The organism is Ornithinimicrobium pulveris, from assembly GCF_050261105.1.
Classification (GTDB): domain Bacteria; phylum Actinomycetota; class Actinomycetes; order Actinomycetales; family Dermatophilaceae; genus Ornithinicoccus.
The window spans coordinates 947666-974373 of the sequence record NZ_CP189837.1; the positions used below are offsets into that span (position 1 = coordinate 947666).

Here is a 26708-nt window from a genome sequence, read left to right on the forward strand (position 1 = left end):
GCGAAAGACCCGCCGGGAGAAGATCTCCGGGCGGGCCTTTCACGCGTTGAGATAGCGGCTGCTCAGGCCGCTGATGCGTGGCTTTCAGTCCTGCGCGACGACCGGGGCGCAGTCCTCGACGGACCAGCGCATCTCCATGATCGGACGACCGTGGACATCGGTGCCGGGGACCCAGTGAAGCTCGACGTTGCGACGACGGGTCTGCATGCGGATCCACCTCCTTGCTTGAGTTGTTCACCTTTCGTTCACCAAGTTTACTAGAGGTGGATGAAAGATGAACAACAGGTGAACGCAATGCCCTTCGCGAAGGGACATCCGCCCCCGGCGCCTCCCGTGCCAAGGTCATCGGCACGCCAGGCAAGGTTGCTCACGATGTGCAAGGCAATAGCGCTGCATTCCGTGAGTAACCTTGCCTGTCGTCAGGGACGAGTGGCCAACGCGCCCCGGGCCCTGGCACGCGTTCGGTGGGGCGAATCGGCGACCTGGCACGCGTCCGGTGGGGAAGGGGGTCAGCGGGGCAGGGTGGTCAGCGCGCCGTGATGCTGAACGCCACGGCGCGCGCGACCAGCCACTCCAGCGGGCCTCGCCAGCGCATCGCCGCGACCACGGACCCGAGCGCCACCGCCACCACGCAGTGCGCCAGCAGGACCAGACCGGGACGGGCGTCATCCCCGAGGGGCGTGGCGAGGATGGCGACGTGGGCGGCATACAGGGACAGGGTCATGGCTCCGGCGCCGGCGGCGATCCGCCACGGCATCATCGGAGCGAGCCGCACCACCCACAGGCACAGACCCAGCACCAGGAGCGCGCAGCCGGTGGTGTGCACCAGGTCCACGATGCTGCCGCTGTGCGGTGACCACACCCCGAGCCACCACCACGTGCCATCGGGATGCGTCCCGTAGAGACCGATCCGCAGCTGGGTCTCCATCCCGGCCCAGTCGGCGACCGGGCGTCGGGGGTCAGCGATCAGCGCCGCCCGCACCCCTGGCAGCCGGGTGATCATCGCCGAGACGCCCAGCGACAGCGCGGCCAGCCAGGCGCCCACCAGCATCAGCCGAGGCCCAACCGCCGACGCGCGAAGGTCGATCCGGGCCAACGCCATACCGGCGAAGAGATAGGTCGCCCAGGTGAGCACCGGGTAGTAGCCGGTCAACAGCAGCTCGCGCAGCAGCGCCCCGGGCGCATCAAGGGACTCCAGCGAGGGCACGACCTTGGGGCCGCCCTCCACGGCCCGACGCAGCAGCACGCTCACGACCGGCGACAGCAGGCCCCACCCCACCGCCAGCCACGCCAGCGAGCGCGCCGACCAGGTCAGCACCGGCAGCGCGCACAGGAAGAGCGCGCCGTAGAAGGTCAGGATGACCGCGACCCCGGAGTCCAGCGAGCCGAGCACGATGCCGAGGGCGGCGATCAGCACCGCCCGCACGACCAGCCCCACACGAGCGCGCCCCACGTCCGACACCCGACGTGTCGCCAGCACCAGCCCGACCCCGGCAAGCAGCGCGAAGAGCGCCGACGAGCGACCCGCCACCACCTGGTAGAGCGGGTCCACGCCGCCCGGCCCCGCCGCGTCCCGCGCTACCACGATGTGCGCGGCGAACATCCCCAGCAGCGCGACCATCCGCGCCAGGTCGACTCCGACGATCCGGCGGTCGGCGAGGCTGGCTACGTCCACAGCCGGACCAGGGCGGCGGTCAGCGCGGCCAGCGCCACCACCACGATGAAGGGCGCCCGCAGGATCAGCAGCAGGATCGCCACCCCGATCCCGGCCGCCCGCGCGTCGATCACCGGCAGCCCGTCACCGTCCAGGAAGCCCTGGGTGATGATCAGCGCCGACAGCAGCGCGATCGTCAGCAGCGGCACCACCCGCTCGACCCACGGGATCTCCAGGATCCGCTCGGGCACCTGGTAACCAGCGAACTTGGTCACGAAGGACAGCAGGCAGGCCACGATCACGGCCGTCCAGAGCATCATCGCTCGGCCTCCCCGCCGCCGCCCGTATGCCGTTCCTCACCCTCCGCAGTCACGACCGCCGAGTCCTCGTGCCGGGTGTGGGCGGTCAGCTCGTGGTGCGCCAGGGCGTCGGCATCGCGGGTGACCGGCTCGACATGCCCCGGCGTCGAGCGGTCCCGCAGCCCGATGACCAGCGCGGCGAGCGCCCCGATCAGCACCTCGACCCCGGTCGGGGTGAAGGGCGCCGAGATCAGGGTCAGCACCATCGCGAGGGCTGCCGTCGCGACCGGCCCGGTCCGCCCGTTCTCACCCCGCCCGACCAGCCGCGGCCACACCAGTGCCACGAAGGCCGCAGCTGCCGCGGCGTCCAGGCCATACGCCCGTGGGTCACCCATCGCGCTGCCGGCCAGCGCGCCGAGCAGCGTCGTGCCGTTCCAGACGATGAAGAGCGTCACGCCAGTGACGAAGAAGCCGATCCGGGCGCTGTGCCGGTCCTCCTGCGCCAGCGCCACCGCGGTCGTCTCATCGATCGTCAGCTGGGCGGTCACCGGCCGCTGCCACCAGCCGCGCGGCGCCAGTACCCGGGACAGCTCAAGCCCGTAGAAGCCGTTGCGCAGGCCGAGCAGCGCTGACGTCGCGACCGCCGCGATCGGGTTGCCGCCGGTCCCGATCACGCCATAGAAAGCGAACTGCGAACCGCCGCTGAAGAGCAGCAGTGAGGTCAGCATCGTCTGCCAGACCGACAGACCCGCGGCCACCCCGAGGGCCCCTGCGCTCACGCCATACAGCCCCACCATCCCGACCGCGAGCCCCTGCCGAGCCGCGGCTGTGCGCCACCAGGTCACAGGGTGACCACCAGCCGCACCTCGCGTGCGGTCCGTCCGTCCTCGTCCACCACCCGGTCGCGATAGGCGCCGTCGGGCTCGAAGCCGGCCGACTGCAGGAAGGCTCGCGTCCCCTCGGCATCGGCCAGCGTCCAGACCGCGACCGACTCGAGCTCGTCGTCACCGGCGCGCAGGGTGTCGATGGCCGCGTTGAGCAGCCGGGAGCCGTGGCCCGCGCCCCGCCCCTCGGGGTGCACCCCGCCATCGAACAGCATGCCCGTATGCCCTTCCTCCAGTCCCGGCTCGGGCTCGGCCGGGCCGAGGGAGACGTAGCCGACCACCTGCGGCCCGGCGGTCGCGACCAGCAACCGGTGGCGCGGCGTGGGCGGGGACTCCAGGGAGCGCCGCCAGGCGTTGCCGAAGCGGGGACCGCTCAGCTGGTCGAGGACCTCCTGGGCCAGCAGGTCGGCATACGCGTCCTGCCAGACGAAGGCCTGGACCAGGCCGACGGCCGGGGCGTCGGTGGGGCGGGCGGTGCGCACGGCGGCGTCCGCCAGCGGAGCCTGGGTGCCGTCCTGCGCTGCGTCGTGGTCCCTCACCGCGACAGTCTCTCATCTCGAGGAGGTGCATCTTCGGGACCCGATAGGTCCTGGGGAGACAGGTGCACTGGTTGTGGGTCCTCCAATCCCCTCCAGGCTCGGCTGGGAGCGCCCCACGACTCCTCATCCATGTCGAGACCGATGACCGTGCCGGTCACGTGGAGACTGCTTTCGCAGTCGCCGCCACGGAGGCGCCAGGCGTGCCTTGCCCCTGACCAGGTACGCTCTCCGGCCACATGGCGGGCCCTACACTGGGGGCATGTACGGCAACGACTTCGGGCCCCGCGACGACGCGGCCCCCCTGAACGCCGCGGAGACCCACGAGTACACCCAGGCCCTGGAGGACTACTTCAACGGCCTGATCGACGACGACTCGCGGATCGAGCCGCGCGATGCGATGCCCGAGGGCTACCGCAAGACGCTGATCCGGCAGATCGCCCAGCACGCGCACTCCGAGATCATCGGCATGCAGCCGGAGGGCAACTGGATCACCCGCGCCCCCAGCCTGCGGCGCAAGGCGATCTTGATGGCCAAGGTGCAGGACGAGGCGGGGCACGGGCTCTACCTTTACTCCGCCGCCGAGACCCTCGGCGTGGACCGGGCCGAGCTGCTCGACAAGTTGCACACCGGCAAGCAGAAGTACTCCTCGATCTTCAACTACCCGACCCTGACCTGGGCCGACGTGGGCGCGATCGGGTGGCTGGTCGACGGGGCGGCGATCATGAACCAGGTGCCGCTGTGCCGCTGCTCCTACGGCCCCTATGCCCGCGCGATGATCCGCGTCTGCAAGGAGGAGTCCTTCCACCAGCGGCAGGGCTTCGAGGCGCTCTACACGCTGTCGCAGGGCACGCCGGAGCAGAAGGCGATGCTGCAGGACGCCGCCGACCGCTGGTGGTGGCCGGCGCTGATGATGTTCGGCCCGCCGGACTCGGGGGAGAAGGCCAAGGACGGTCACACCGCCCAGAACATGGCCTGGGGCATCAAGCGCTTCTCCAATGACGACCTCCGGCAGAAGTTCGTCGACATGACGGTGCCGCAGGCGATCAAGCTCGGCATCACGCTGCCCGACCCCGACCTGCGGTGGAACGAGGAGCGCGGACACTGGGACTTCGGCGAGATCGACTGGGACGAGTTCTGGCGGGTGCTCAAGGGCGACGGCCCGTGCAACGCCCAGCGCATCGAGACCAGGGTCGCCGCCCACGAGGAGGGCGCCTGGGTGCGCGAGGCCGCCAACGCCTACGCCCAGAAGCAGGCATCGAAAGAGGAGGTCGCATGAGTGCCAACTGGCCGCTCTGGGAGGTCTTCGTCCGCGCCAAGCGGGGTCTGTCGCACGTGCACGCCGGTTCGCTGCACGCCCCCGACGCGCAGATGGCGCTGCGCAACGCCCGTGACCTCTACACCCGCCGTCAGGAGGGCGTCTCCCTCTGGGTGGTCGCCTCGGAGGACATCACCGCGTCCAGCCCGGAGGAGCGGGACAGCTTCTTCGACCCGGCCGCCGACAAGGTCTACCGGCACCCGACCTTCTACGACGTGCCCGAGGACGTGGAGTACCTGTGACCGACACCGGCTCCGGCACTCACGTCGCCACCGCCACCGTCGCTGCACCCCGGCCCGAGGAGGTGGAGGCGCCGTCGTCAAGCAGCCTCCACACGGCATACCTGCTCGGACTCGGTGACGACGCTCTCATCTATGCCCAGCGCCTGGGCGAGTGGCTCACGCACGCGCCGCAGATCGAGGAGGACATGGCCCTGGGCAATATCGGGCTGGACCTGCTCGGCCAGGCGCGTTCGCTGCTCACCCACGCGGGCCAGGTCGAGGGCGCGGATCCGGTCCGCGACGAGGACGACCTGGCGATGCTGCGCGACGAGCGCGAGTTCCGCAACCTGCAGCTGGTCGAGCAGCCCCGCGGCGACTTCGGTCAGGAGATGGCGCGCCTGCTCTGGTTCGCCAGCTACCAGCACGCGCTCTACTCCCGGCTGGTCGACTCCACCGACGAGACGCTCGCCGCGATCGCGGCCAAGGCGCTCAAGGAGGTCGACTACCACCGCGACCACGCCGCCCAGTGGGTGCTGCGCCTGGGCGACGGGACGCAGGAGTCGCACCGCCGGATGCAGACCGGACTGGAGGCCGTCCAGCCCTATGTCGCCGAGCTCGGCGAGGACCACGACGCCGCGCGCTGGGCCGCCGAGCAAGGGATCGGGGTGCTCCCGTCGACCCTGGTCGAGGAGGTCAACGCCTACGTCACCTCGGTCCTGGAGGAGGCGACGCTCGCCATGCCCGACGCGCCCCGCTGGCATGCCCGCGGCGGTCGCGAGGGCGTGCACTCCGAGGTGATGGGCTATCTGCTCGCCGAGTTGCAGCACATCGCCCGCAGCCACCCCGGCGCCACCTGGTGACCCACCCCCGATCCCGTATGTCGTCGCCCACCGGCCCCGCCCCCCTCACCGAGGACCTGCTCGAGCGGGTCGAGGCGGAGCTGCGCGCGGTGCCCGACCCGGAGATCCCGGTCATCACGATCGACGACCTCGGGGTGATCCGGGCGATCGAGCGGGCAGCGGAGGGGCTGCGGGTGACGATCACGCCGACGTATTCGGGGTGCCCAGCCATGCAGGCGATGGAGGATGACCTGCGCGCCGTCGGGAGACGCACCGGCGTGCCGGTCGATGTCGTCACGCGGCTGTCACCGGCCTGGACGACCGACTGGATGAGCGAGCAGGGGCGAGAGTCCTTGCGGCGCTTCGGGATTGCGCCGCCGACGGGTGAGCGCGCCCACGCCTCCGGGCCGGTGGGGCTGACCCTGCAGCGGCGCCAGGTGACCTGCCCGCTGTGCGGCGCCGCCGAGACCGAGGAGGTCGCGCGCTTTGGGTCCACCGCCTGCAAGGCCCTACGCCGCTGCCTGTCCTGCCGAGAACCCTTCGACGAGTTCAAGACCATCTGACGGGGGCTTCGCCCCCGTCGGTCCCCGCCGCCGGGGGCTTGGCCCCCAGACCCCCGACCATCCAGACCCGAGCCACCACCGAGGAGCCTCGATGAGCCTGCTGCAGCAGCCGACGCGCCGCCGCGCGACCTTCCACGACCTCACCGTCACCCGGGTGGACCGGCTGACTGACGAGGCCGTGGCGGTCTCCTTCGCTGTTCCTGAGGAGCTGCGCGAGGAGTTCGCCTTCGAGCCCGGGCAGCACCTCACCGTGCGTGCCACCATCGACGGCGAGGACGTGCGGCGCTCCTACTCCTGTTGCATCTCCCGCGCCGAGGCTCAACGCCGCGGGGAGGTGCGGGTCGCCTCTGCTCGGGTGCCGCGCGGTGTGATGTCGAGCTGGATGAACGCCGAGGTCGCACCGGGGGACGTGCTGCAGGTGATGAGCCCGCTGGGCTCCTTCGTCTGCCCGACCGACCCCACGGCCCGCAAGCACCACGTGGGCGTCGCCGCAGGCTCGGGGATCACGCCGGTCCTGTCCATCCTCACCTCGGCGCTGGAGGAGGAGCCCGGCTCGCGGGCGACCCTGATCTTCGGCAACCGGCGCACCGACTCGATCATGTTCCTCGAGGAGCTGATGGACCTGAAGAACCGCTTCCCGGGGCGGTTCACCCTGATCAACGTGCTCTCCCGCGAGGTGCAGGACGTCGAGCTGTTCACCGGTCGGATCGACCGGGAGAAGTTCGAGGAGTTCCTCGCCACCTTCGTCCCTGAGGACGAGGTCGATGAGTGGTACCTCTGCGGCCCCTTCGGGATGGTCGAGACCGTGCGCGCGGTGCTCGCCGAGCGCGGGGTGCAGGAGGCCCACGTCCACCACGAGATCTTCCACGTCGACGATGCCGGCGCCCCGATCACCGACGAGGCACCTGTCGATGTCGACCCGACGGCGCCGCCGGAGGCCGTGGTGACCGTGACCCTGGATGGCCGCACCACCACCGTGCCGATGCCGACCCGGGCTGAGACCATCCTCAACGCCACCCTGCGCGAGCGTCCGGACGCTCCCTTCTCCTGCACCGGCGGCGTCTGCGGCACCTGTCGCGCGAAGGTGGTCGACGGCGAGGTACAGATGGAGCGCAACTACGCGCTGGAGGAGGACGAGGTCGCCCGCGGCTACCGCCTGATGTGCCAGTCCCACCCTGTCTCTGACCAGGTCACCATCGACTACGACGCCTGAGCCGACTCGGCGCCCAGCGCAGGCGCCGCAGTGGGTCGAAGGGCGTGAGGGCCGGCGGCACCTCGCCGGTCGTCATCTGCTCGGCGAGCAGCTGACCGGTGATCGGCCCCTGGGTGATGCCCCACATCCCGTGCCCGCCCGCGACGAAGACCCGCTCGGACTCGGTCCGCCCGATGAGCGGCAGCCCATCGGCGGTGCAGGGCCGCGCGCCCACCCATTCGTCCTCCCGCGCGTCCAGGTCCAACCTCATCAGCGGACGCGCGGACTCCACGATGGCCTGGATCCGGCGAGGGTCCAGCGGCGCATCGGGGCGACGGAACTCCATCATCCCGACCACCCGCACCCGGTCGCCGAGCGGCGTCAGGCCCACTCGCTGGGCGGGCAGGTAGATCGGTGAGCGCGGCAGCTCCTCCGCGGCGACGCTGAAGCTGTACCCCCGACCGGCCTGCACCACGTGGTGCACCCCGAAGAAGTGCGCCAAGCGGTTCAGCCAGGCACCGGTCGCGATCACCGCTGCGTCGTAGACGCCGCCGCCAGCCCCGCTCGTGTCCACCCGCACCCCCGCCCGGCCGAGGTCTTCCATGGCCTGCACGTCCGAACCGACCACGATCCGGCCACCCCGTTCGCGCACCGCGTCGGCCAGCGCAGCCACAGAGGTCACCGGATTCAGCCGACGCTGCCCGTGGATCAGCACGGCCGCCTGCACCGACTCCGACAGGGTCGGCTCACGCCGCTGCGCCTCCGCACCTCCGATCAACTCATGCTCGACCTGCCCACCGGCCTGCTCGATGTGCCCGAACTCATCGAGCAGCGGTTGCGCGTCTCCCACCCGCGCAAAGGCCGCCAGCAGCGGGTCGGCGGGCAGCACCTCCACCGCGACCCCGTGCTCGCCGAGGTGGTCGAAGGCCCCGAGTGCGCGCTCGTTCAGGGGCAGCAGCGCCTGCATCGCGGTCGTCCATCTGCCCTGGGTGCTGTGCCGCACGAAGCTGGCCACGAAGCGCGCCAACCGCGGGTCTGCGGTCAGCGGCACAGACACGGGGGACGAGGGCGACACCACGGCTCGTGCGCCATAACTGAGGATCGCCGGCTCCGGCAGCGGCGCGGCCATGGCGGGCGTCAGCCAGCCGGCATTGCCCCAGGACGCGCCTGCCGCGACCCCGGAGCGGTCGATAACCGTGACCTCGACGCCGCGTTCCTGCAGGAACCAGGCGGTCGCCAGCCCGACCATCCCGGCCCCGACGACGGCAACCCTGCGCACCGGTGCACCCACGACGCCGCTCATCCCGTCGTCCCCGCGCGCAGCTCGTGCCAGGCCACGTCCAGCTCGAGCAGCAGCTCGCGCAGCAGCGGCAGGCTCACCCCGACCACCGAGTGGTAGTCGCCCTCGATCGCTCGCACGTACGGCCCCCCGAGCCCGTCCACCGTGAAGGCCCCGGCGACGTGCAGGGGTTCCCCGGTCGCGACATACGCCTCGATCTCCTCGTCCCCGAGGTCCGCGAAGTGGACGACGGTCGACGCGGTCGCACCCAGGGTGGCCCCCGTCCCGCCCTCGCGGTTGTCCACGACCCAGTGCCCCGTATGCAGTGTGCCCACCCGACCCCGCATCCGTCGCCATCGCTGCGTGGCCACCTCAGCATCGGCCGGTTTGCCGTGGATCTCACCGTCCAGCTCCAGCACCGAGTCGCAGCCCAAGACCAGGGCGTCGGGCTCCTCGGTCCGGACGACGGCCTCACACTTGGCCCGGGCCAGGGTGAGCGCGACATCCTCGGCGGAGAGCACGCCATACCGGGACTCGGCCACAGCGAGGGCGGCGTCCTCGTCCACGCCCGAGACGATCACCTCGGGCTGCACGCCTGCGCTGCGCAGGGTGGTCAGACGGGCGGGCGAGGCCGAGGCGAGGACGAACGGGATCATGACGCCAGGGTAGAGGTCGGGCGCGCGCCGTCCCCGAGGTGCACCGCGCCCTAGGCTGCCCTGTATGGCGAAGCGCACCTACACCCATACCTCGAAGAGCAACCCGGGCGGCGGGCTGCTGCTGATCGGGTGACCTGCCTCTTCCTGGGGACGATGGTCGTGATCGCGATCTTCCGCGAGGGGCTGGAACGGACCACCGACATCCTCGGCTACCCCTTCCTGGCGCTGATCTTCTTCGCGCCCGGGCTGGCGCTGACCACGATCGGCTCGATCCTGGTGAGCAACCCGTGGTCGAAGTCCAAGAAGCTCACCGAGGTGGGACCGGTGGACCACACCGGTCAGCAGCCGCCCTGGGACTGGGAGACCTTCGTCGGTGGGCTCGCGACGGCCCTGCGGGACACGCACTTCCACGTCGTGGCGGACCAGGACCGGGCCTGGCTCGAACCCCATCCGCGGCGCGGGATGTTCATGGCGGACTGGACCGGGCCGTTCCCGACGACAGCGGTCGCGCTGGTGCGTCAGGGCGAGCGGGTGGTCGGGATCTCCGAGCACGAGGCGTTGGTGGTGGCCCCCGAGCCACTCAACGATCGGGCGCAGCTGGTGACCGGGGGTGTGCGCCGGTGGAGCTACACGGTGGAGTCGCTCGAGCGAGATCCGCGGGCCGAGGAGAAGGTGTCGATGAAGGACAGCGAGTAGCTGCGCAAGTTCACCACCGAGGTCGCCGAGGCCGCCGGGTGGAAGGTGCGACCGACGCGGGACCTGATGGTGCTGGATGTCGCGGTCGTGCTGATGATCATCGGCCTGGTCGTCGGGATCATCGGCGGCGCTGTGACGGCGATCATGAACAGCGTCTGACCCCGGTCGCCGAGGATGGGGCCAGGCAAGGTTGCTCACGGAATGTCGTAGATATTGCCTTGCATCGCGTGAGCAACCTTGCATCGCAGGGTGAGGGCGCCGATCACCTCGAGCCGGGCGTCCCCGCCTGCTGCTCGCGCCACTGCGTCGCCGTCAGCGCGTAGAGCAGGTGGTCGACGAGCTCTGGGTGGGCCCGGGCGTCGACCTTGGGGTGGGCAAAGTCGCGGGTGGGGTCGCGGCGCAGCCCGATCTTCTCCATCACCCGCCAGGAGGGGCGGTTGACCGCCGCGGTGAAGGAGACGATCTCCGCCAGTCCCACCTCTTCGAAGCCGAAACGTAACGCCTCCCGCGCCGCCTCGGGGGCATAGCCCTGGCCCCAGGCGTGGGCCGCCAGTCGCCAGCCGACCTCGACGGCCCAGCGGTGGGGGAGTGCTGAGGTGTCGAGGTCCGGCTCAGCACGCACGACGTCCGGTGCCGGCCACAGCCCGGTGTAGCCGATGAACTCACCGGTCTCCACGACCTCCAGCGCCCACAGCCCCCAGCCGTGCTCGGCCCAGCAGAGCGCTATCCGGTCGACGAAAGCGTCGGAGCGCTCGCGGTCCATCGGCCCCTGGAGATACTTCATCACCTCGGGGTCTGCATTCAGCCGGGCGAAAGGCTCACGGTCCGGTGATCCGAAAGCGCGCATCAGCAGCCGTGGCGTGCGCAGCTCCGGCACCGCGAACTCTCGGGGCAGGGTCACCGGCCGACCGGCGTGTGATCGAGCAGCGTCCTCACAGCTCCTCGAGGACAGCAGCGCGCAGGGTGTCCAGGCCCACGCCGCCGATGTCCAGCGCCCGGCGGTGGAAGGCCTTGAGGTCGAAGTCATCGCCCTCCCGCTCGCGCACCTGGTCGCGCAACTCCAGCCAGAGGCGCTCGCCGATCTTGTAGGAGGGGGCCTGCCCCGGCCAGCCGAGGTAACGGTCCAGCTCGAAGCGGACGAAGCCCTCGTCCATGTTCACGTGGTTGTTGAGGAACTCCCAGGCCTTGTCATAGGTCCACTCTCCGCCACCGACCTCCTCCGGCGCCTCGAAGCCGCAGTGCACGCCGATGTCGATCACGACCCGCGCCGCCCGCAGCGACTGCGCGTCCAGCAGACCCATCCGGTCACCCGGGTCATCCATGTAGCCCAGGTCGGCCATCAGCCACTCGCTGTACAGCGCCCAGCCCTCACCATGTCCGGAGGTCCAGGAGGCCATCCGGCGCCAGCGGTTGAGCAGCTCGGAGCGGTAGACGGTCTGGCCGATCTGCAGGTGGTGGCCCGGCACGCCCTCGTGGTAGACGGTCGTCAGCTCGCGCCAGGTGGAGAAGGTGGTGACGCCCTTGGGCACGGACCACCACATCCGCCCCGGCCGGGAGAAGTCCTCGGAGGGGCCGGTGTAGTAGATGCCACCGGTCTGCGAGGGCGCGATCATGCACTCGATCCGGCGCACCGGCTCCGGCACGTCGAAGTGGCTGCCACCCAGCTCGGCCACCGCAGCATCCGCCTTGACCTGCATCCACTCGCGCAGGGCGTCGGTGCCCTCGAGCGTGTAGGCCGGGTCCTCGTCCAGGATCGCCACGGCCTCCTTGACGGTGGCGCCCGGCCGGATCTGCTCGGCGGTCTCCTCCATCATCGCGGTGATCCGGGCGAGCTCCTCCTGGCCCCAGCGATAGGTCTCCTCCAGGTCGATGCTCGCGCCCAGGAAGGAGCGCGAGCGCAACTGGTAGAGCTCTCGCCCGCAGGCATCCGACTCAGGAGCTTGCGCGGCGAGCCCGTCCAGGAAGGTGGCGAGCGCGCCATACGCGGACTTGGCCGAGGCGACCCCCGCGGTCAGGCGGCCGATGACCTCCTCGGGCTGGCCCTGCGCCTCGGTGAGGAGTGCGTCATACGTGCTCGTGCCGTCCTGGGACTGGTCGCGGCACTGCTCGGCGACCTTCTCCACCTGGCGGCGCGGGGCGACCTGGCCGCGCTCGGCGGACCAGGTCAGGGCCGAGGCGTACTGCTCGAGGGCGCCGGGCACGGTGGCGAGGCGGGCGGCGATGGTGCGCCACTGCTCCTCGGTGTCCTTGCCCATGATGTCGAAGATGTCGCGGACGGCCTGGGGCGCCGAGGCGATCACGTTGAGGTCGACCGGGGCGCGTCCCTCCAGGACGAGGTCGAGCTGCTCGACCTCCAGGCCGAGTCGCTCCTGCAGCGCGGCGGCGGTGACCTTGTCGACGTCGTCGACCGGCTCGGTGCGGTCCAGTTCATCGAGCGTGGCGGCGGCCTGGTCGCGGTGGGCGCGCAGGCCCTCGATCGACAGGTCGTCCATCTCGTGGTCGCGGCCGGGGACGCCCAGGTAGGTCGCCTCCAGCGGACTCAGCGCCACCATGGCGTCCAGGTGGGCCTCGGCGAGGCGGTCGATGTCGGTGTGGGCTCGATCGGCGGTCTGGGCTCGGGTCTGCTCGCTCACGTCCAGCAACCTACGGCATACGCTGCCCCGTATGGCGTCCCGCATCCTCTCGACCAACCTCGCCCAGCCCAAGCCGGACCCGGGCACGCCTCGTGTCACCGGGATCGACAAGCGGCCGGTGGAGGTGATCGAGCTGTTCACCCCCGGTCCCAGGTATGGCGATGGGCCGGGTGTCGTGGGTGATCTGATCGGGGACGCCGAGCACCACGGGGGAGTGGACAAGGCGGTCTACGCCTTCTCCCGCGAGGAGCTGGACTGGTGGGAGGGCGAGCTCGGGCGGCCGCTGTCGGACGGCATGTTCGGGGAGAACCTCACGACGGAGGGGATCGATCTGGAGGCGTTGCTCATCAACCAGCGCGTGCGGATCGGCGAGGAGGTGATCGCGGAGGTCTCGATCCCGCGGACGCCCTGCGCGACCTTCCAGCGGCACCTGGGGGAGAGGGCGTGGGTGCGCCGCTTCACCGAGCGCGGTCGGTGCGGCGTCTACCTGCGCGTGATCGTGCCCGGGACGGTCCGGCCGGGTGATGCGATCGAGGCGGTCGAGCCACCGGCGCACGAGATCGACATGGCGCTGGCCTTCGCCGCGGCCATGGGCGACAACGACGCGGCCCGGCAGGTGGTGGCGGCCGAGGTGCTCCCGGCGCGGCACCACGAGAAGATGGCCCGCCGGATCGGCGCCGCCCCCGGACCTCGACCGGGGATGCGCTGACGTCGCCACCGGGTGACGGGCGTGCAAGCCGTCCGGTGGCCTGGCTCAGCGGGGCAGGGCGGAGGCGCGCCAGCCGCCGGGACCGACGGCTGGACGGGGACGGGCGAAACGGGAACGGGCGGTCCACAGCGTGCGGGGTGCGCGCCCTGCCTGTCCGCCGTCGCCACCCTGGGCGGCGGCGGTCAGGACCAGGGTCAACGCTGCCACCTGCTCGGGGGTGGGGTTGCCGCGCTCGACCCGGATCACGGGGGGCACGGCCACGCCTGCGGCACCGTCAGCAACGTCCGCGGGAGCGCCAGCGCTCCCGGCACCACCAGCCTTCGCCGACGCCGGCGCGGCGGGTGCCGGCTCAGCCACCACGCCGGGTGCCTCCACCGCCACGTCGCCGCTCACAGCGGGATGTTCCCGTGCTTGCGGGGCGCCCGGTTGGAGCGCTTGGAGCGCAGGTGGCGCAGCGCCCGGGCGACCTCGACCCGCGTGGCCGACGGCTCGATGACCGCGTCGACATAGCCACGCTCAGCGGCGATGTAGGGGTTGGCCAGCGTGTCCTCGTACTCGCGGATCCGGGCGGCGCGCTCGGCCTCCACGTCCCCGCCCTCCTCGGCCACCTGCTGCAGCTGCTTGCGGTAGAGGATGTTGGCCGCGCCCTGGGCGCCCATCACCGCGATCTGCGCGGTCGGCCACGCCAGGTTGATGTCGGCACCGAGGTGCTTGGAGCCCATCACGTCATACGCGCCGCCGTACGCCTTGCGGGTGATGACGGTGACCAGCGGCACGGTGGCCTCGGCATAGGCGTAGAGCAGCTTCGCCCCGCGCCGGATGATGCCGCCGAACTCCTGGTCGGTGCCGGGCAGGAAGCCGGGCACGTCCACGAAGGTCAGGATCGGGATGTTGAAGGCGTCGCAGGTGCGCACGAAGCGCGCGGCCTTCTCCGAGGCGTCGATGTCCAACGTGCCGGCCAGCTGCATCGGCTGGTTGGCGACCACGCCGACCGAGCGGCCTTCGACCCGGCCGAAGCCGACCACGATGTTGGGCGCGAAGAGCGGCTGCACCTCGAGGAACTCGCCGTCGTCCAGCACCGCCTCGATCGCGGTCTTGATGTCATAGGGCATGTTGGCCGAGTCCGGGATCAGGGCGTTGAGCTCCTCATCCTGCGGCCCGACCTCCTCGTCCGGCTCGATCTCGTAGGCCGGCGGGTCCTCCAGGTTGTTCTGCGGCAGATAGCCCAGCAGCTCCTTGACGTAGTCGATCGCGTCGTCCTCGTCCGAGCCCATGTAGTGCGCCACGCCTGAGGTGGTGTTGTGCGTGCGCGCACCGCCCAGGTCCTCGAAGGTCACGTCCTCGCCGGTCACCGTCTTGATCACGTCCGGGCCGGTGATGAACATGTGCGAGGTCTGGTCGACCATCACCACGAAGTCGGTGATCGCGGGGGAGTAGACGGCGCCACCGGCGCACGGCCCCATCACCAGGCTGATCTGCGGGATGACGCCCGAGGCGTGCACATTGCGCTTGAAGATCTCGGCGTACAGCCCGAGCGCGACCACGCCCTCCTGGATCCGCGCACCACCCGAGTCGTTGATCCCCACGACCGGGCAGCCGATCTTCATGGCCAGGTCCATCACCTTGACGATCTTCTCCCCGAAGACCTCGCCCAGGGATCCGCCGAAGACGGTGAAGTCCTGGGCGAAGACGCAGATGGGTCGACCGTCGACGGTGCCATAGCCGGTGACCACGCCGTCGCCATACGGGCGGTTCTTCTCCTGGCCGAAGTTGGTGGAGCGGTGACGGGCGAGGGCGTCCAGCTCGGTGAAACTGCCCTCGTCCAGCAGCTCCTCGATCCGCTCCCTCGCGGTCTTCTTGCCCTTGGCGTGCTGCTTCTCCACGGCTTTGGTGGAGCCGGCGTTGACCGCGTCGTCCACGCGCTGGCGGTAGTCGGCCAGCCGCCCGGCGGTGGTCCGCAGGTCGGGACCTTCGGTGTCGCTCATGGGAGACAACTTAGCCTTGCCCGCATGGCTGTGTTGCGTTGGGGAGCACCGGAACACCACCGGACGATCGGGTCGACCAACACCGAGGCGCTGAGCGATCCGCGTCCCGGGCGGGTCGTGGTGGCCGACCATCAGAGCGCTGGTCAGGGCCGCCTGGGTCGGTCCTGGGAGTCGCCGGCGGGCACGTGTCTGGCGATCAGCGCGGTGCTGCCGTCGGCGCCGCCCGCGGTCGCCGGCTGGGTGCCGCTTGCCGCGGGGACCGCGCTGGCGCTCGCCCTCACCGCGAGCCGCTGGCCGGTCACCGCGGCGCTCAAGTGGCCCAACGACATCCTGGTGCCGGTCCGGGAGGGCCAGGAGGCCCAGGCGGTCCTGGTGGTCGACGGTATGGCGTTTGCCAAGATCGCGGGCGTGCTCTGCCAGATGGCGCCGGGCGGGGAGATCGTGGTCGGGACGGGCGTGAACGTGGGCCATCGCGCCGATCAGCTCCCGGTCCCCACCGCCACATCCTGGCGGGTCGCGCGCGGTGGCGCGCCGCTGCCGGAGGGGGCAACCGAGGACCTTCTCCAGACCTACCTCGAGCACCTCGCACGGGCCTACGACGACCTGGCTGCCGGAGTGGTGGACGGGGTGCGGGCGGACTACCTGCGGCTATGCCTCACGCCCGGTCAGGAGGTGCGGGTCTACGGTCCGGACGGGTCGGTCACGAGCGGTCGCGCGGTGGACATCGACACCGATGGAGCACTCGTGGTGGAGGGCTCGTCCGGACGCACCGTCCACCACGCCGGTGATGTGCACCATGCGACTCACCAGTAGCCTGACGCCATGGATGCACCGGAGATGTTGCAGCTGACGCGGCACGGGGAGGACGGAACGATCGTCGAGCTGGCCCTGGACCGGCCGGCGGCGATGAACGCCATCAACACCGACTTCGCGGCAGAGATCACCGCGGTCACTGCCGACCTCGCCGCCGACCCGAGCGTGCGGGCGGTGGTGGTGACGAGCACCCACGACAAGGCCTTCTGTGTCGGCGCGGACCTCAAGGAGCGCAACTCCTTCACCGACGCGCAGATGATGGACCACCGGCTGGTGAGCAAGGAGGCCTACCGGGGAGTGCTCAACCTGCCGATGCCCGCCATCGCCGCGGTGGACGGTTATGCCCTGGGCGGGGGCATGGAGATCGCGTTGTCGTGCGACCTGATCGTGGTGGGTGACGGGGCCACGGTGGGGCTGCCGGAGGTGGGGGTCGGCGTGATCCCCGGTGGCGGCGGAACCCAGCTGGTCACCCGCCGGATCGGCTGGTCCCGGGCGGCCTCGATGATCTTCACCGCCCGGCGCCTCACGGCTGCCGAAGCCGGGGAGCTGGGCGTGGTGGACGAGGTCGTCCCTGCCGGCACCGCGCGCGAGCGCGCTGTGGAGATCGCGGCCCAGATCGCCGCCAACAGCCCCGTCGCCGTGCGCAACGCCAAGAAGGCGATGCGGCTGGGGATGGGCACCGACCTGGCCGCGGGGCTGGAGATCGAGGACGGCTGCTGGCGCGCGACCGCCTTCAGCGGTGACCGCCGCGAGGGCGTGGCCGCCTTCGCCGAGAAGCGCACCCCGAACTGGCCGGGTCGATGAGCCCGGGAAGTGATCCGGTGACCGAGGAGGTCAGCCCCGCGCGGGTGCTCCTCGCCGAGGACGACCCGACGATCTCCGAACCCCTCGCCCGCGCGCTGCGCCGCGAGGGCTATGAGGTGCAGGTCGCCGAGGACGGCCGGGCGGCCCTGGCCGGCGCGCTCGGCGACGTGCCGCCCGACCTGGTCATCCTGGACCTTGGCCTGCCCCAGCTGGACGGGCTGGACGTGTGCCGCTCGATCCGCGAGGGCGGGGTCTTCGTGCCGGTCCTGATGCTCACCGCCCGCTCGGACGAGATCGACACCGTCGTCGGGCTGGATGCGGGGGCGGATGACTACGTGACCAAGCCCTTCCGGCTCGGTGAGTTGATGGCCCGGGTGCGGGCGCTGCTGCGTCGTGGCCCTCAGACGCCGGTGCGCCGCGGCGATGGCGCCCTGCGGATGGACGTCCAGGCGCGGCGGGTCTTCCTGCACGACAAGGAGATCCGGCTGACCACCAAGGAGTTCGACCTGCTGCGCGTGCTGATGCGCGAGGAGGGCCGCGTGGTCGCCCGCGAGGTGCTGATGCGCGATGTCTGGGACTCCTGGTTCGGCTCGACCAAGACCCTGGACATGCACGTGTCCGTGCTGCGCCGCAAGATCGGCGACGACGCCCACGACCCGCGCTACATCGTCACCGTGCGCGGCGTCGGCTTCCGCTTCCAGAACGACGCCGAGGGCTGACCCCCGATGCGCGTGCGCGCCGTCTTTCGTGACCTGGCGGTGCGCCTCGGCCTCTCCGTGCTCGGGATGGCCGTGCTCGTCGTGGCGCTCACCGCGTGGTTCCTGGACCAGGCGCACGCCGCCAAGTGGATCGGCGGCCCGGCCGAGCTGCCGGTGTGGGTGATCGTGCTAGCGGTGATCATCGACCTGGGCGTCCTGACTCTGCTCACGCTCGGCGTCGCCCGATCCCTGGCCGACCGCTCCGCCGAGACGGTTGCCGATCCGTTGCGGCAGTTGGCCAGCCGCACCGACGAGATGGCCTCCGGTGGCTTTGCCCTCGACCCCCAGGCGCGCCCTGGCCGCCTGGTCGAGCAGGAGCCCTGGAAGGCCGGCATCCGGGAGATCGACGCGGTCGCTCGCGAGGTGGAGCGCCACCACGGCACCTTCGCGCGCGCGCTGGTCTCTGAGCGTTCCTTTGCCGCGGACGCTTCGCACCAGCTGCGCAGCCCGCTCGCCGCACTTCTGCTCCGGCTGGAGGAGATCGCCGAGTCCGAGGACGTCGAGGTCGTGCACAGCGAGGCGGACATCGCGATCAGCCAGGTCGAGCGCCTCACCGGCGTCGTGGAGGAACTGCTCCGCCGGACCCGCGCCGGGCACGCCAGCGGCGGCGCGCTGAGTTCGGTCGATGCGGTGCTCGCCGGCTTGGACGAGGAATGGTCGCCCGCCTTCGAGGAGGCCGGTCGCGCCATCGAACTGGTCAGCGAGCGCGGGATGATCGTCGAGGCCAGCGCGTCGGCGGTCTCCCAGGTGCTCAACACCCTGCTGGAGAACGCCCTCTCGCACGGCCGCGGCGATGTCCTCCTGCACGCCGAACGCTCCGGCCCCTCAGCGGTCTTCCGGGTGGGCGATCAGGGTCCTGGCATCCCGCGGGAGATGGCGCGCTCCATCTTCGATCGCGCCGTGACGACGGGCGAGGGCACGGGACTCGGCCTGGCCGTGGCGCGGGAGACGGCCGAGTCCGTGGGCGGACGGCTGGAGCTCACCGAGCTCTCGCCGCCGGTCTTCGCGCTCTACCTGCCGCTGACCGAGACGCCCTGATCCCGGGCGGTGCTGGCAACCTGATCGTGGGTCGCGCCGGCCCGCGAGGCGCCGCGCCCCTCCGCACGGACCTCTCGTCGCGCCGCCCGGCGTTCCCGGCGCGCCTGCGCTGCGGCCAGCTTCTCCTCCGCGTCCAGTTCCCGCCGGAAGACGAAGGTCCGGTAGGCCCAGAAGCGGAACAGCGTCCCCAGCACCAGCCCGATCCCGTTGCCCGAGATGTTGTCCGCGAGCTGGCTGTCCAGCCCGAGTACATAGCGCGAGAAGCCCAGGCAGGCCAGCGCGATCCCCAGCCCGAGCACGTTGAAGAGCACGAAGAGCGCGAGCTCCTTGGGCACCGGCCGGCTCAGGCGGTGCCGGAAGGTCCAGAACCGGTTGCCCAGCCACGCCACCACCGTCGCCACCGCGGTCGCGAGGATCTTGGCGGTCAGCGGGTGGGCGTGCAGCACCCCGACGCCCTCGCCCGGCAGCCCGAAGGCCAGCAGGTTGTAGAGGGAGATGTCGACCACGAAGGCCACCGCCCCGATGGTGCCGAACTTGGCGAACTCCCGCGCGATCGCCTCGTAGGTCGCGCGCAGGCGTGCGACGAGGGAGCGGGAGGACCGGATCACCGGGTGAGTGTACGTCGGGGCGCTGGGTAGGGTCTGGGCGTGACCTCTCCCGCCGAACCCGTCCCCACCGCCCCGTTGCGCGCCGATGGCGGCTTCCCCGTCGTCGGGATCGTCGGTGGCGGGCAGCTCGCGCGGATGTGCCAGCCGCCCGCGGTCGGGCTCTCGGTGACGTTGTCGGTGCTGTCGGAGTCGGAGACGGCGAGCGCGGCGCTCGTGGTTCCGCACAGCCCGGTCGGTCAGCACACCGACCTCGACGTGCTCCGGGCGTGGGCGCAGCACTGCGATGTCGTCACCTTCGACCACGAGCACGTGCCGCAGGAGATCCTCGCCGCGCTCGCCGCCGACGGGGTAGCCCTGCATCCCGCGCCCGAGGCGCTCCTCTTCGCCCAGGACAAGCTCGCCATGCGCCGCCGCCTCACCGAGCTCGGGGTGCCGTGCCCCCGGTGGGCGCAGGCGCGCACCGCCGAGGAGGTCGAGGCCTTCGCGCAGGAGGTCGGCTGGCCGATCGTGGTCAAGGCGCCGCGGGGCGGCTACGACGGCAAAGGCGTCCAGGTATGCCGTGACCTCACCCAGGTGCAGCCGTGGCTGGACGGCGTGGGCCAGGGTGGTCTGGCCGACGGTCTGCTGCTCGAGGAAGCGGTGCCCTTCACCCGGGAGCTGGCGGTCATGGTCGCGCGGTCGCCGTCCGGGCAGGCGTCGGCCTGGCCCGTGGTCGAGACGGTCCAGACCGAGGGAATCTGCACCGAGGTGCTGGCCCCCGCTCCTGAGCTGCCCGAGGAGCTCGCGGTGGCAGCCACCGAGGCCGCGCTGCGCATCGCCGGTGAGTTGGGCGTCACCGGCGTCCTCGCCGTCGAGCTCTTCGAGGTGACGCAGGAGGATGAGGAGGGAACGGCATACGGGACCTTTGTCGTCAACGAGCTCGCGATGCGACCGCACAACAGCGGTCACTGGACCATTGACGGCTCGGTGACCAGCCAGTTCGAGCAGCACCTGCGCGCCGTCCTGGACCTGCCGCTCGGCGACCCGTCGGCGCGGGACACCTGGACGGTGATGGGCAATGTGCTCGGCGGCGAGCACCCCGACCTGTACCCGACCTACCGGCACCTGATGGCCCGCGATCCTGGGCTGAAGATCCACCTCTACGGCAAGGGCGTGCGGCCGGGCCGCAAGCTTGGCCACGTGACCGTCTTCGGCGACGACCTGGATGCGCTGCGCGAGCGCGCCCAGCACGCCGCCGACTACCTGCAAGGAGTCATCGATGAGTGAGCACGCGATCGCCGACGACGCCGCCCAGCCCCAGCCCCTCGTCGGGCTGGTCATGGGCAGCGACAGCGACTGGCCGGTGATGGAGGCCGCCGCGGGGGTGCTGACGGAGTTCGGCGTGCCCTACGAGGCCGACGTCGTCTCTGCGCACCGGATGCCGACCGAGATGATCGAGTACGGGCGCTCGGCCGTCGAGAGGGGGCTGCGGGTGATCATCGCCGGGGCCGGCGGCGCCGCGCACCTGCCCGGGATGCTGGCCTCGGTGACCGTGCTGCCGGTGATCGGCGTGCCGGTTCCGCTCAAGCACCTGGACGGGATGGACTCGCTGCTCTCCATCGTGCAGATGCCCGCGGGGATCCCGGTGGCGACCGTCTCGGTGGCGGGCGCGCGCAATGCGGGCCTGCTCGCGGTGCGGACCCTCGGTGCGGGCGAGGGTGAGCTCGCCGCGCGGCTGCGGGAGCAGCTGGCGACCTTTGCCGCCGACCTGCGAGACCAGGCGCACGCCAAGGGCGAGAAGTTGCGGGCCCGTCGGGCCTAGATTGGGAGTATGCGCTTCGGACTCTTCGTGCCCCAGGGCTGGCGGATGGACCTCGTCGGCATCGCTGCCGAGAAGCAGTGGGGGGTGATGCTCGACCTCGCCCAGCGTGCCGACGCCGAGGAGCGCTGGGAGTCGATCTGGGTCTATGACCACATGCACACGGTGCCCGAGCCCTCGCAGGAGGCGACGCACGAGGCGTGGACCGTGATGGCCGCGCTCGCCTCGACGACCGGCCGGGTGCGGCTGGGCCAGATGTGCACCTGCATGAGCTATCGCGAACCGGCCTTCCTGGCCAAGGTCGCGGCCACCGTCGACGTGATCTCCGGCGGCCGGGTCGAGATGGGGATCGGGGCTGGGTGGTACGAGCACGAGTGGCGGGCCTACGGCTACGGCTTTCCCCGCGCCGGTGAGCGCCTGGCGCGGCTGCGTGAGGGCGTGGAGATCTTCCGCCAGGCCTGGACCACCGGGTCGGCCACCCTCGACGGAGAGCACTACCAGGTGGACGGCGCCCTGTGCCATCCCCAGCCCCTGCAGGGGACGGCCTTTGAGGGGAGCGCGAGAAATGGCATACCGATGTGGATCGCCGGCGGCGGGGAGCGCAAGACGCTGCGGATCGCCGCGGAGTACGCCGACTACACCAACTTCGACGGATCGCCCGACGGTTTCGAGCGCAAGTCGGAGATCCTGCGGGAGCACTGCGCGGACGTCGGGAGCGACTTCGACTCGATCGTGCGCTCGGCCAACTACAACGTGGTGATCGGGCGGGACGAGGCGGAGGTGCAGGAGCGCCTGGCCGGGATCAAGGCCCGCTTCGAGGAGGCCGGTCTGACACCGGCGAAGGCACAGGAGCAGGTCGACAACCTGCGGACTCAGCCAGCCGTCGGCACCCCCGAGCAGATCACCCAGATGCTGGCCGAGATGCAGGAGCGGGGGATGACCTACGCCATCACCTACTTCGCGGAGGCCGCCTATGACACGTCCGGGATCGAGCTCTTCGAGGACGAGGTCATCCCAGAGCTGCAGGGCTGAACCCAACGCGGACGACGCCACGCGATGAGTTGCTGGCGTCCTCGGCGACAGACGCCGCAGATCACCCTGTGAGTGCCCCGAATTGTGACGCACATCCCTGGATGGACGTGACAACTCGGGGCACTCACAGTCTCTTGGACGCGACCGGCGCCGTTGACGTCCACGTCAGGACTCGTCCACAGGGCCAGTAGGCTGGCGCCCATGAGCGACTTCGACCTGTTCAGGATCAATGAGGACCACGAGGCGCTGCGCGAGGCGATCCGCGAGATCGCCGACGAGCAGATCGCGCCGCACGCCGCCGAGGTGGACGAGGACGCGCGGTTCCCGCACGAGGCGCTCAAGGCCCTGGTCGCCACCGACATGCACGCCCCGCACATCGCCGAGGAGTACGGCGGCGTCGGTGCCGACGCCCTCGCGACCTGCATCGTCATCGAGGAGGTCGCCCGCGCCTGCGCCAGCTCCTCGCTCATCCCGGCCGTCAACAAGCTGGGCACCATGCCGCTCATCCTGGCCGCCAGCGACGAGGTCAAGCAGAAGTACCTCACGCCCGTCGCCAGCGGCGAGGCGATGTTCTCCTACGGCCTGTCCGAGGCCGGGGCGGGCTCGGACACGGCTGGCATGAAGTGCCGCGCCGTCCAGGACGGTGACCACTTCGTGCTCAACGGGCAGAAGTCCTGGATCACCAATGCGGGGGAGTCGGAGTACTACACCGTCATGGCCGTGACCGACCCCGACGGTCCGCGCGGTCGTAATGTCACCGCCTTCGTGGTGGAGAAGGACGACGAGGGCTTCAGCGTGGGTGCGTTGGAGAAGAAGCTCGGCATCAAGGGCTCCCCGACGCGCGAGCTGCACTTCGACAACTGCCGCATTCCGGCAGACCGGATGGTGGGCGACCTGGGCGAGGGCCTGAAGATCGCGCTGCGGACCCTCGACCACACCCGCGTCACCATCGGCGCCCAGGCCGTCGGCATCGCCCAGGGTGCGCTCGACGCGTCCCTGGCTTACGTCAAGGAGCGCCAGCAGTTCGGCAAGTCGATCGCCGAGTTCCAGGGCATCCAGTTCATGCTCGCCGACATGGGCATGAAACTCGAGGCCGCGCGCCAGATGGTCTACGTCGCCGCCGCCAAGTCCGAGCGTGGCGACGCCGACCTGTCCTTCTTCGGCGCGGCAGCCAAGTGCTACGCCTCGGACGCCGCGATGGAGATCACCACCGACGCGGTGCAGCTCTTCGGTGGCTACGGCTACACGAAGGACTTCCCGGTCGAGCGGATGATGCGCGACGCCAAGATCACCCAGATCTACGAAGGCACCAACCAGGTCCAGCGCATCGTGATGGCCCGCCAGCTGCTCAAGGGCTAGCGATCGGTGGTGCTGCGCTCGAGGATCACCGGATCGCCGGCCTCATTGCGGCCCACGAGCAAGGTCTCGCGCTGCTCGAGCACTGTGTCCCCGTAGGTGTAGTCCACATCGATCTCGATCTGCTGCGTCCCGTCCGGGCCAGCCGTGGTGACGCTGTTGTCGTAGGCGATCCGGGTCAGACCGTCGGCGATCTCCGGATCCACCTGCGCATCGGGGCCGAGCATCGTGCGCGCCTCCTCGAGACCGCCGTCGCCGACGAGCGCGAGATAGAAGGAGCGGACCAGTTGGTTGGCCTCCGCGGCGTCCACCTCACCGGTGCTGGCGACCGGGCTGGTCTGCGAGCTTCCGTCGCCGCCCAGCCCGCCGGTCTGGTCGATGATCGTCCACGCCAGCCAGCCCAGCAGCACCAGCAGCGGGATCGCGATCAGCCAGGTGAGCACCGTCCGCGATGAGGGCGCCCGCCGGCGAGCCACCGGCCGTGGTGCGGATCGCGGCGCCTGGGCTCTCGGCGACTGGGTCCGCGGCGCCGCCTCGCGTGGTGGGGGACCGGACGGGGACTGCGTGCGCGCATACCCACCTGCCGCCTGCGTGACGGGCACCTGTCGGGTCGAGGTGACCGGAGCGTGCTGCCGGGTGGCGCCCGCACCCCATACCTCCTCGGGCCCCGAGCCCGATCCCGCCCCCACCGCCGCGGCACCCGCCGCACCCCGCGTCGTCCCCGCGCTGCCCTCGGGTGCGTCCGCGACGCGACGCAGCTCACGGGCCGCGCGTTCGGCGGTCCAGCGCTGCTGGGGGTCGCCGTTGAGCATGCCGGCGAGCACCGGCTTGAGTGGACCGGCCCGCTCGGGTTCGATCGGGTCCTCCCGCACGATCGTGTGCAGCTGGGCGACGGCGTTGGCGGCGTCGGGGAAGGGGCGCCTGCCCTCCACCGCTGCGTAGAGCGTCGCGCCCAGCGCCCACACGTCCGAGGCGGGCGAGGGGTCCTCACCGGCGGCGATCTCGGGGGAGAAGTAGGCAGCCGTGCCCGACACCATCCCGGTCCGGGTGAGCTGGTGATCCTCGTCGCCGCGGGCGATCCCGAAGTCGGTCAGCTTGGCGTCCGAGGCCGAGTCATCGGTCAACAGCACGTTGGCCGGCTTGACGTCGCGGTGCAGCACACCCGCCCCGTGGGCGGCGGCCAGCGCGGCCGCCACCTGGGCACCGATCGAGGCCACTGTGCGGACCGGGAGGTGGGAGCCGTCCTGGATGAGATCGGCGAGGGAGGGTCCGGGGACGTACTCCATCACGATCCACGGCGCGCCCTCGTGCTCGAAGGCGTCGTAGACGCGGACGACGTGCTCGCTGGCCAGGGTCGCGCTGATCCGCGCCTCGCGCATGCCGCGGGTGAGCAGGACGTCGGTGTCGGCCTCGCCGGACACCTTCTTCAGCGCGACCTCTCGCCCGAGGTGCTCGTCCTCGGCGAGCCAGACGATGCCGCCGCCGCCCCGCCCCAGGGTGCGGCGGATCCGATAACGGCCGGCCACCAGGCCCGGGTCGTCAAGGCTCGGCGCGGCCGCGGTCGTGTCCGGCTCATGGGGGTCCTGCGGGTGCACGCTTGCTCACCTCCGTGCGACAGCTCGTGCGCAGGGCTGGGTTCCAGTGCCCGTATGTCGACACTACCCCCGGTGCGTCACGCACCCCACGCCTGCGGTCGGGTGGGCACCGGTGGCGGGGCCGGTGCGTGCTGCTCACGGCAGGGTCTGGGCGGGCGGCGGCTGGTCGTTGCGTAGGGCGGAGAAGAGCTCCTCGGCACCCTGCTCGTCCCACAGCACAGTGCTGCCGACATGGGTCGGGTAGTCGGCATTGGCGATCGGGACCGTGACCGACTGCCCCTGGCCATTGGCGACGGCGCGCATACCGAGGGCCATGCGGGCGCCCTCCACCATCGAGGTGTCCTCACCCAGCGCGATGGCGCTGCCGGTCGCGGTGCCCACCTGGTGCAGCCGGAAGGGGTTGAGCACGGTAGCCGGGCTGGACATCTCCTTGACGAGGGCGGAGAGGAACTCGCGCTGCCGCTCGACGCGGCCGAGGTCGCCACGGGGGTCGCTGTAGCGCATCCGGACGTAGCCCAAGGCTTCCCGGCCGGCCAGCTCCTGGCAGCCGGCCTGGAGATCGATGTGGGCCTTGACGTCCTGCATCGGCTGGTCGAGACACATCTCGACGCCGCCCACCTCGTCGACCACGCCGACGAATCCGCCGAAGCCGATCTCCAGATAGCCGTTGATCCGCATCCCGGTCACGCCCTCGACCGTGTCGACCAGCATCTCGGCGCCACCGACCATGTGGGCGGCGTTGAGCTTGGCCCACCCGTAGTTGGGGATCTCCACGTAGGAGTCGCGCGGCAGGCTGACCAGCGTGGGATCGCCGGAGCTGGGCACGTGCAGCAGCATCACGGTGTCGGCGCGGGAGCCCTCGGTGTAGCCGGTGCCGAAGTCGCTGCGTTGCTCGTCGGTCAACTCATCCCGGCTGTCGGTGCCGACCAGCAGGAAGTTGGCACCGCGACCCTGAGCGGGGCGGTCGGCGTTCTCGGGGACGTCGTCGATCCGGTTGATGCTGCCCCACACCATGAAGGCCACCACGATCATCGTGATCAGGTAGCCGACGAGCAGCAGCACGAGGAAGGCCATGAACCGGCGCAGCCCGTAGCGCTTGCGTCGCCGGGGCGGGCGGGGCGGAGGGCCACCGGGTCGTCGGTGGTCAGGCTCGTCATATCTGCGGTCGTCATAGCGCTCGCGCTCGTCGTAGCGATCGTTCGCGGCATAGGCCCGCTGGCGCTCGCCGCGCTGGTCGTAGCGGTCACGGTCGTCGTAGCGGTCCCGCTGCGGCCGGTCCTGGCGCGGGATCCGTTCGGTCCGATCCTCGCGCCAGTCCTGGTTCCGATCGTCTCTGGGGCGACCTCCGCCGGACCCACCCTCCCTGCGGGGACGCGGGGTCCGTGGCATCGGGCGGGTCCAGTCGTCCTCGGGGTCGTGCGGCACGTGCGCAACCCTAGGCC

At 71.0% G+C, this 26708-nt stretch carries 29 protein-coding genes; 15 read left to right on the forward strand and 14 right to left on the reverse strand.

Features of this window, described 5'->3' with window-relative positions; translation table 11 throughout:
• Positions 1-84: 84 nt before the first annotated feature.
• The 5 genes from ACQBAT_RS04385 to ACQBAT_RS04405 form a co-directional block, all read right to left on the reverse strand.
• Entirely contained in the window at positions 85-207 is a 123-nt protein-coding gene (locus ACQBAT_RS04385; protein ID WP_420746764.1) for a hypothetical protein, read from the reverse strand.
• 319 nt (positions 208-526) lie between these two features.
• Positions 527-1675, reverse strand: a complete 1149-nt coding sequence (locus tag ACQBAT_RS04390) for a heparan-alpha-glucosaminide N-acetyltransferase domain-containing protein (RefSeq protein ID WP_420746765.1) — start codon at positions 1673-1675, stop codon at positions 527-529.
• Complete coding sequence (locus ACQBAT_RS04395; RefSeq protein ID WP_420746766.1) at positions 1666-1974, reverse strand: AzlD domain-containing protein; 309 nt, start codon at positions 1972-1974, stop codon at positions 1666-1668. The genes ACQBAT_RS04390 and ACQBAT_RS04395 overlap by 10 nt, the downstream gene beginning before the upstream one ends.
• Positions 1971-2798, reverse strand: coding sequence for an AzlC family ABC transporter permease (locus tag ACQBAT_RS04400; RefSeq protein ID WP_420746767.1), 828 nt, complete (start codon positions 2796-2798; stop codon positions 1971-1973). The genes ACQBAT_RS04395 and ACQBAT_RS04400 overlap by 4 nt, the downstream gene beginning before the upstream one ends.
• Positions 2795-3376, reverse strand: coding sequence for a GNAT family N-acetyltransferase (locus tag ACQBAT_RS04405; RefSeq protein ID WP_420746768.1), 582 nt, complete (start codon positions 3374-3376; stop codon positions 2795-2797). The genes ACQBAT_RS04400 and ACQBAT_RS04405 overlap by 4 nt, the downstream gene beginning before the upstream one ends.
• Positions 3377-3635: 259 nt before the next feature.
• On the opposite strand from ACQBAT_RS04405, the gene paaA reads away from it, so the two are divergent.
• From paaA to paaE, 5 genes are all read left to right on the forward strand, one after another.
• Positions 3636-4652: a 1,2-phenylacetyl-CoA epoxidase subunit PaaA gene (paaA, locus tag ACQBAT_RS04410; RefSeq protein ID WP_420746769.1), complete on the forward strand. Its 1017-nt coding sequence runs from the start codon at positions 3636-3638 to the stop codon at positions 4650-4652.
• The gene (gene paaB, locus ACQBAT_RS04415; RefSeq protein WP_420746770.1) at positions 4649-4933 is read left to right on the forward strand and encodes a 1,2-phenylacetyl-CoA epoxidase subunit PaaB; all 285 of its coding nucleotides are present in this window, start codon (positions 4649-4651) and stop codon (positions 4931-4933) included. The genes paaA and paaB overlap by 4 nt, the downstream gene beginning before the upstream one ends.
• Entirely contained in the window at positions 4930-5772 is an 843-nt protein-coding gene (gene paaC, locus ACQBAT_RS04420) for a 1,2-phenylacetyl-CoA epoxidase subunit PaaC (RefSeq protein WP_420746771.1), read from the forward strand. The genes paaB and paaC overlap by 4 nt, the downstream gene beginning before the upstream one ends.
• Positions 5773-5789: 17 nt before the next feature.
• Positions 5790-6314 carry a 1,2-phenylacetyl-CoA epoxidase subunit PaaD gene (paaD, locus tag ACQBAT_RS04425; protein ID WP_420746772.1) on the forward strand — a complete coding sequence of 175 codons (525 nt, stop codon included), beginning with the start codon at positions 5790-5792 and terminating at the stop codon, positions 6312-6314.
• A 91-nt stretch (positions 6315-6405) separates the two neighbouring features.
• The gene (gene paaE / locus ACQBAT_RS04430; protein ID WP_420746773.1) at positions 6406-7527 is read left to right on the forward strand and encodes a 1,2-phenylacetyl-CoA epoxidase subunit PaaE; all 1122 of its coding nucleotides are present in this window, start codon (positions 6406-6408) and stop codon (positions 7525-7527) included.
• Here paaE and ACQBAT_RS04435 read toward each other — a convergent pair.
• Together ACQBAT_RS04435 and ACQBAT_RS04440 are read right to left on the reverse strand one after the other, a co-directional pair.
• Positions 7505-8809, reverse strand: a complete 1305-nt coding sequence (locus tag ACQBAT_RS04435; RefSeq protein WP_420746774.1) for an NAD(P)/FAD-dependent oxidoreductase — start codon at positions 8807-8809, stop codon at positions 7505-7507. The genes paaE and ACQBAT_RS04435 overlap by 23 nt on opposite strands.
• Positions 8806-9441: a Maf family protein gene (locus tag ACQBAT_RS04440; protein WP_420746775.1), complete on the reverse strand. Its 636-nt coding sequence runs from the start codon at positions 9439-9441 to the stop codon at positions 8806-8808. Before ACQBAT_RS04440 ends, ACQBAT_RS04435 begins: the two co-directional genes overlap by 4 nt.
• Positions 9442-9570: 129 nt before the next feature.
• Between ACQBAT_RS04440 and ACQBAT_RS04445 the strand changes: the two genes are divergently transcribed.
• Positions 9571-10137 carry a hypothetical protein gene (locus ACQBAT_RS04445; RefSeq protein ID WP_420746776.1) on the forward strand — a complete coding sequence of 189 codons (567 nt, stop codon included), beginning with the start codon at positions 9571-9573 and terminating at the stop codon, positions 10135-10137.
• A 262-nt stretch (positions 10138-10399) separates the two neighbouring features.
• On the opposite strand, the gene ACQBAT_RS04450 is transcribed toward ACQBAT_RS04445, so the two are convergent.
• Both ACQBAT_RS04450 and ACQBAT_RS04455 read right to left on the reverse strand, forming a co-directional pair.
• Positions 10400-11038, reverse strand: a complete 639-nt coding sequence (locus tag ACQBAT_RS04450; protein WP_420746777.1) for a GNAT family N-acetyltransferase — start codon at positions 11036-11038, stop codon at positions 10400-10402.
• Positions 11039-11069: 31 nt separating this feature from the next.
• On the reverse strand, positions 11070-12815 hold the full coding sequence (locus ACQBAT_RS04455; RefSeq protein ID WP_420746778.1) for a DUF885 domain-containing protein: 1746 nt from the start codon (positions 12813-12815) through the stop codon (positions 11070-11072).
• On the opposite strand from ACQBAT_RS04455, the gene ACQBAT_RS04460 reads away from it, so the two are divergent.
• Complete coding sequence (locus tag ACQBAT_RS04460; protein ID WP_420746779.1) at positions 12802-13479, forward strand: MOSC domain-containing protein; 678 nt, start codon at positions 12802-12804, stop codon at positions 13477-13479. The two genes, ACQBAT_RS04455 and ACQBAT_RS04460, sit on opposite strands and share 14 nt — an antisense overlap.
• Before the next feature lie 45 nt (positions 13480-13524).
• On the opposite strand, the gene ACQBAT_RS04465 is transcribed toward ACQBAT_RS04460, so the two are convergent.
• Complete coding sequence (locus tag ACQBAT_RS04465) at positions 13525-13740, reverse strand: acyl-CoA carboxylase subunit epsilon (RefSeq protein WP_420746780.1); 216 nt, start codon at positions 13738-13740, stop codon at positions 13525-13527.
• Between the two features lie 128 nt (positions 13741-13868).
• Positions 13869-15464, reverse strand: a complete 1596-nt coding sequence (locus tag ACQBAT_RS04470) for an acyl-CoA carboxylase subunit beta (protein ID WP_420746781.1) — start codon at positions 15462-15464, stop codon at positions 13869-13871.
• Positions 15465-15488: 24 nt separating this feature from the next.
• Between ACQBAT_RS04470 and ACQBAT_RS04475 the strand changes: the two genes are divergently transcribed.
• From ACQBAT_RS04475 to ACQBAT_RS04490, 4 genes are read left to right on the forward strand one after another with little or no spacing between them, the layout of a single operon-like run.
• The gene (locus ACQBAT_RS04475) at positions 15489-16277 is read left to right on the forward strand and encodes a biotin--[acetyl-CoA-carboxylase] ligase (RefSeq protein ID WP_420746782.1); all 789 of its coding nucleotides are present in this window, start codon (positions 15489-15491) and stop codon (positions 16275-16277) included.
• A 9-nt stretch (positions 16278-16286) separates the two neighbouring features.
• Positions 16287-17081 carry an enoyl-CoA hydratase/isomerase family protein gene (locus tag ACQBAT_RS04480; protein WP_420746783.1) on the forward strand — a complete coding sequence of 265 codons (795 nt, stop codon included), beginning with the start codon at positions 16287-16289 and terminating at the stop codon, positions 17079-17081.
• A gap of 17 nt (positions 17082-17098) precedes the next feature.
• A complete protein-coding gene (locus tag ACQBAT_RS04485) occupies positions 17099-17800 on the forward strand; it encodes a response regulator transcription factor (protein ID WP_420746784.1) in 702 nt (233 codons plus the stop codon).
• Between the two features lie 6 nt (positions 17801-17806).
• Positions 17807-18877 (forward strand): sensor histidine kinase, encoded by a 1071-nt coding sequence (locus tag ACQBAT_RS04490; protein WP_420746785.1) that lies wholly within the window; start codon positions 17807-17809, stop codon positions 18875-18877.
• On the opposite strand, the gene ACQBAT_RS04495 is transcribed toward ACQBAT_RS04490, so the two are convergent.
• On the reverse strand, positions 18850-19485 hold the full coding sequence (locus ACQBAT_RS04495; RefSeq protein WP_420746786.1) for a GtrA family protein: 636 nt from the start codon (positions 19483-19485) through the stop codon (positions 18850-18852). The genes ACQBAT_RS04490 and ACQBAT_RS04495 overlap by 28 nt on opposite strands.
• Before the next feature lie 39 nt (positions 19486-19524).
• On the opposite strand from ACQBAT_RS04495, the gene ACQBAT_RS04500 reads away from it, so the two are divergent.
• The 4 genes from ACQBAT_RS04500 to ACQBAT_RS04515 all read left to right on the forward strand — a co-directional run bounded on the left by ACQBAT_RS04500 (position 19525) and on the right by ACQBAT_RS04515 (position 23674).
• Positions 19525-20751 carry a 5-(carboxyamino)imidazole ribonucleotide synthase gene (locus ACQBAT_RS04500; RefSeq protein ID WP_420746787.1) on the forward strand — a complete coding sequence of 409 codons (1227 nt, stop codon included), beginning with the start codon at positions 19525-19527 and terminating at the stop codon, positions 20749-20751.
• Complete coding sequence (purE, locus tag ACQBAT_RS04505; RefSeq protein WP_420746788.1) at positions 20744-21286, forward strand: 5-(carboxyamino)imidazole ribonucleotide mutase; 543 nt, start codon at positions 20744-20746, stop codon at positions 21284-21286. Before ACQBAT_RS04500 ends, purE begins: the two co-directional genes overlap by 8 nt.
• A gap of 9 nt (positions 21287-21295) precedes the next feature.
• Entirely contained in the window at positions 21296-22315 is a 1020-nt protein-coding gene (locus ACQBAT_RS04510; RefSeq protein ID WP_420746789.1) for an LLM class F420-dependent oxidoreductase, read from the forward strand.
• 201 nt (positions 22316-22516) lie between these two features.
• Entirely contained in the window at positions 22517-23674 is a 1158-nt protein-coding gene (locus ACQBAT_RS04515) for an acyl-CoA dehydrogenase family protein (RefSeq protein WP_420746790.1), read from the forward strand.
• Here the strand turns inward: ACQBAT_RS04515 and ACQBAT_RS04520 are convergent.
• Together ACQBAT_RS04520 and ACQBAT_RS04525 are read right to left on the reverse strand one after the other, a co-directional pair.
• The gene (locus tag ACQBAT_RS04520; protein ID WP_420746791.1) at positions 23671-25266 is read right to left on the reverse strand and encodes a serine/threonine-protein kinase; all 1596 of its coding nucleotides are present in this window, start codon (positions 25264-25266) and stop codon (positions 23671-23673) included. The two genes, ACQBAT_RS04515 and ACQBAT_RS04520, sit on opposite strands and share 4 nt — an antisense overlap.
• A 135-nt stretch (positions 25267-25401) precedes the next feature.
• Entirely contained in the window at positions 25402-26691 is a 1290-nt protein-coding gene (locus tag ACQBAT_RS04525; protein WP_420746792.1) for an LCP family protein, read from the reverse strand.
• Between the last annotated feature and the right edge of the window lie 17 nt (positions 26692-26708).

Coding starts and splice junctions, on each gene's coding strand:
- ACQBAT_RS04385 (WP_420746764.1), bottom strand. CDS start 207: ATGCAGACCCGTCGTCGCAACGTCGAGCTTCACTGGGTCCCCGGCACC.
- ACQBAT_RS04395 (WP_420746766.1), bottom strand. CDS start 1,974: ATGATGCTCTGGACGGCCGTGATCGTGGCCTGCCTGCTGTCCTTCGTG.
- paaA (WP_420746769.1), top strand. CDS start 3,636: ATGTACGGCAACGACTTCGGGCCCCGCGACGACGCGGCCCCCCTGAAC.
- paaB (WP_420746770.1), top strand. CDS start 4,649: ATGAGTGCCAACTGGCCGCTCTGGGAGGTCTTCGTCCGCGCCAAGCGG.
- paaD (WP_420746772.1), top strand. CDS start 5,790: ATGTCGTCGCCCACCGGCCCCGCCCCCCTCACCGAGGACCTGCTCGAG.
- paaE (WP_420746773.1), top strand. CDS start 6,406: ATGAGCCTGCTGCAGCAGCCGACGCGCCGCCGCGCGACCTTCCACGAC.
- ACQBAT_RS04435 (WP_420746774.1), bottom strand. CDS start 8,809: ATGAGCGGCGTCGTGGGTGCACCGGTGCGCAGGGTTGCCGTCGTCGGG.
- ACQBAT_RS04440 (WP_420746775.1), bottom strand. CDS start 9,441: ATGATCCCGTTCGTCCTCGCCTCGGCCTCGCCCGCCCGTCTGACCACC.
- ACQBAT_RS04460 (WP_420746779.1), top strand. CDS start 12,802: ATGGCGTCCCGCATCCTCTCGACCAACCTCGCCCAGCCCAAGCCGGAC.
- ACQBAT_RS04455 (WP_420746778.1), bottom strand. CDS start 12,815: ATGCGGGACGCCATACGGGGCAGCGTATGCCGTAGGTTGCTGGACGTG.
- ACQBAT_RS04470 (WP_420746781.1), bottom strand. CDS start 15,464: ATGAGCGACACCGAAGGTCCCGACCTGCGGACCACCGCCGGGCGGCTG.
- ACQBAT_RS04475 (WP_420746782.1), top strand. CDS start 15,489: ATGGCTGTGTTGCGTTGGGGAGCACCGGAACACCACCGGACGATCGGG.
- ACQBAT_RS04480 (WP_420746783.1), top strand. CDS start 16,287: ATGGATGCACCGGAGATGTTGCAGCTGACGCGGCACGGGGAGGACGGA.
- ACQBAT_RS04490 (WP_420746785.1), top strand. CDS start 17,807: ATGCGCGTGCGCGCCGTCTTTCGTGACCTGGCGGTGCGCCTCGGCCTC.
- purE (WP_420746788.1), top strand. CDS start 20,744: ATGAGTGAGCACGCGATCGCCGACGACGCCGCCCAGCCCCAGCCCCTC.
- ACQBAT_RS04510 (WP_420746789.1), top strand. CDS start 21,296: ATGCGCTTCGGACTCTTCGTGCCCCAGGGCTGGCGGATGGACCTCGTC.
- ACQBAT_RS04515 (WP_420746790.1), top strand. CDS start 22,517: ATGAGCGACTTCGACCTGTTCAGGATCAATGAGGACCACGAGGCGCTG.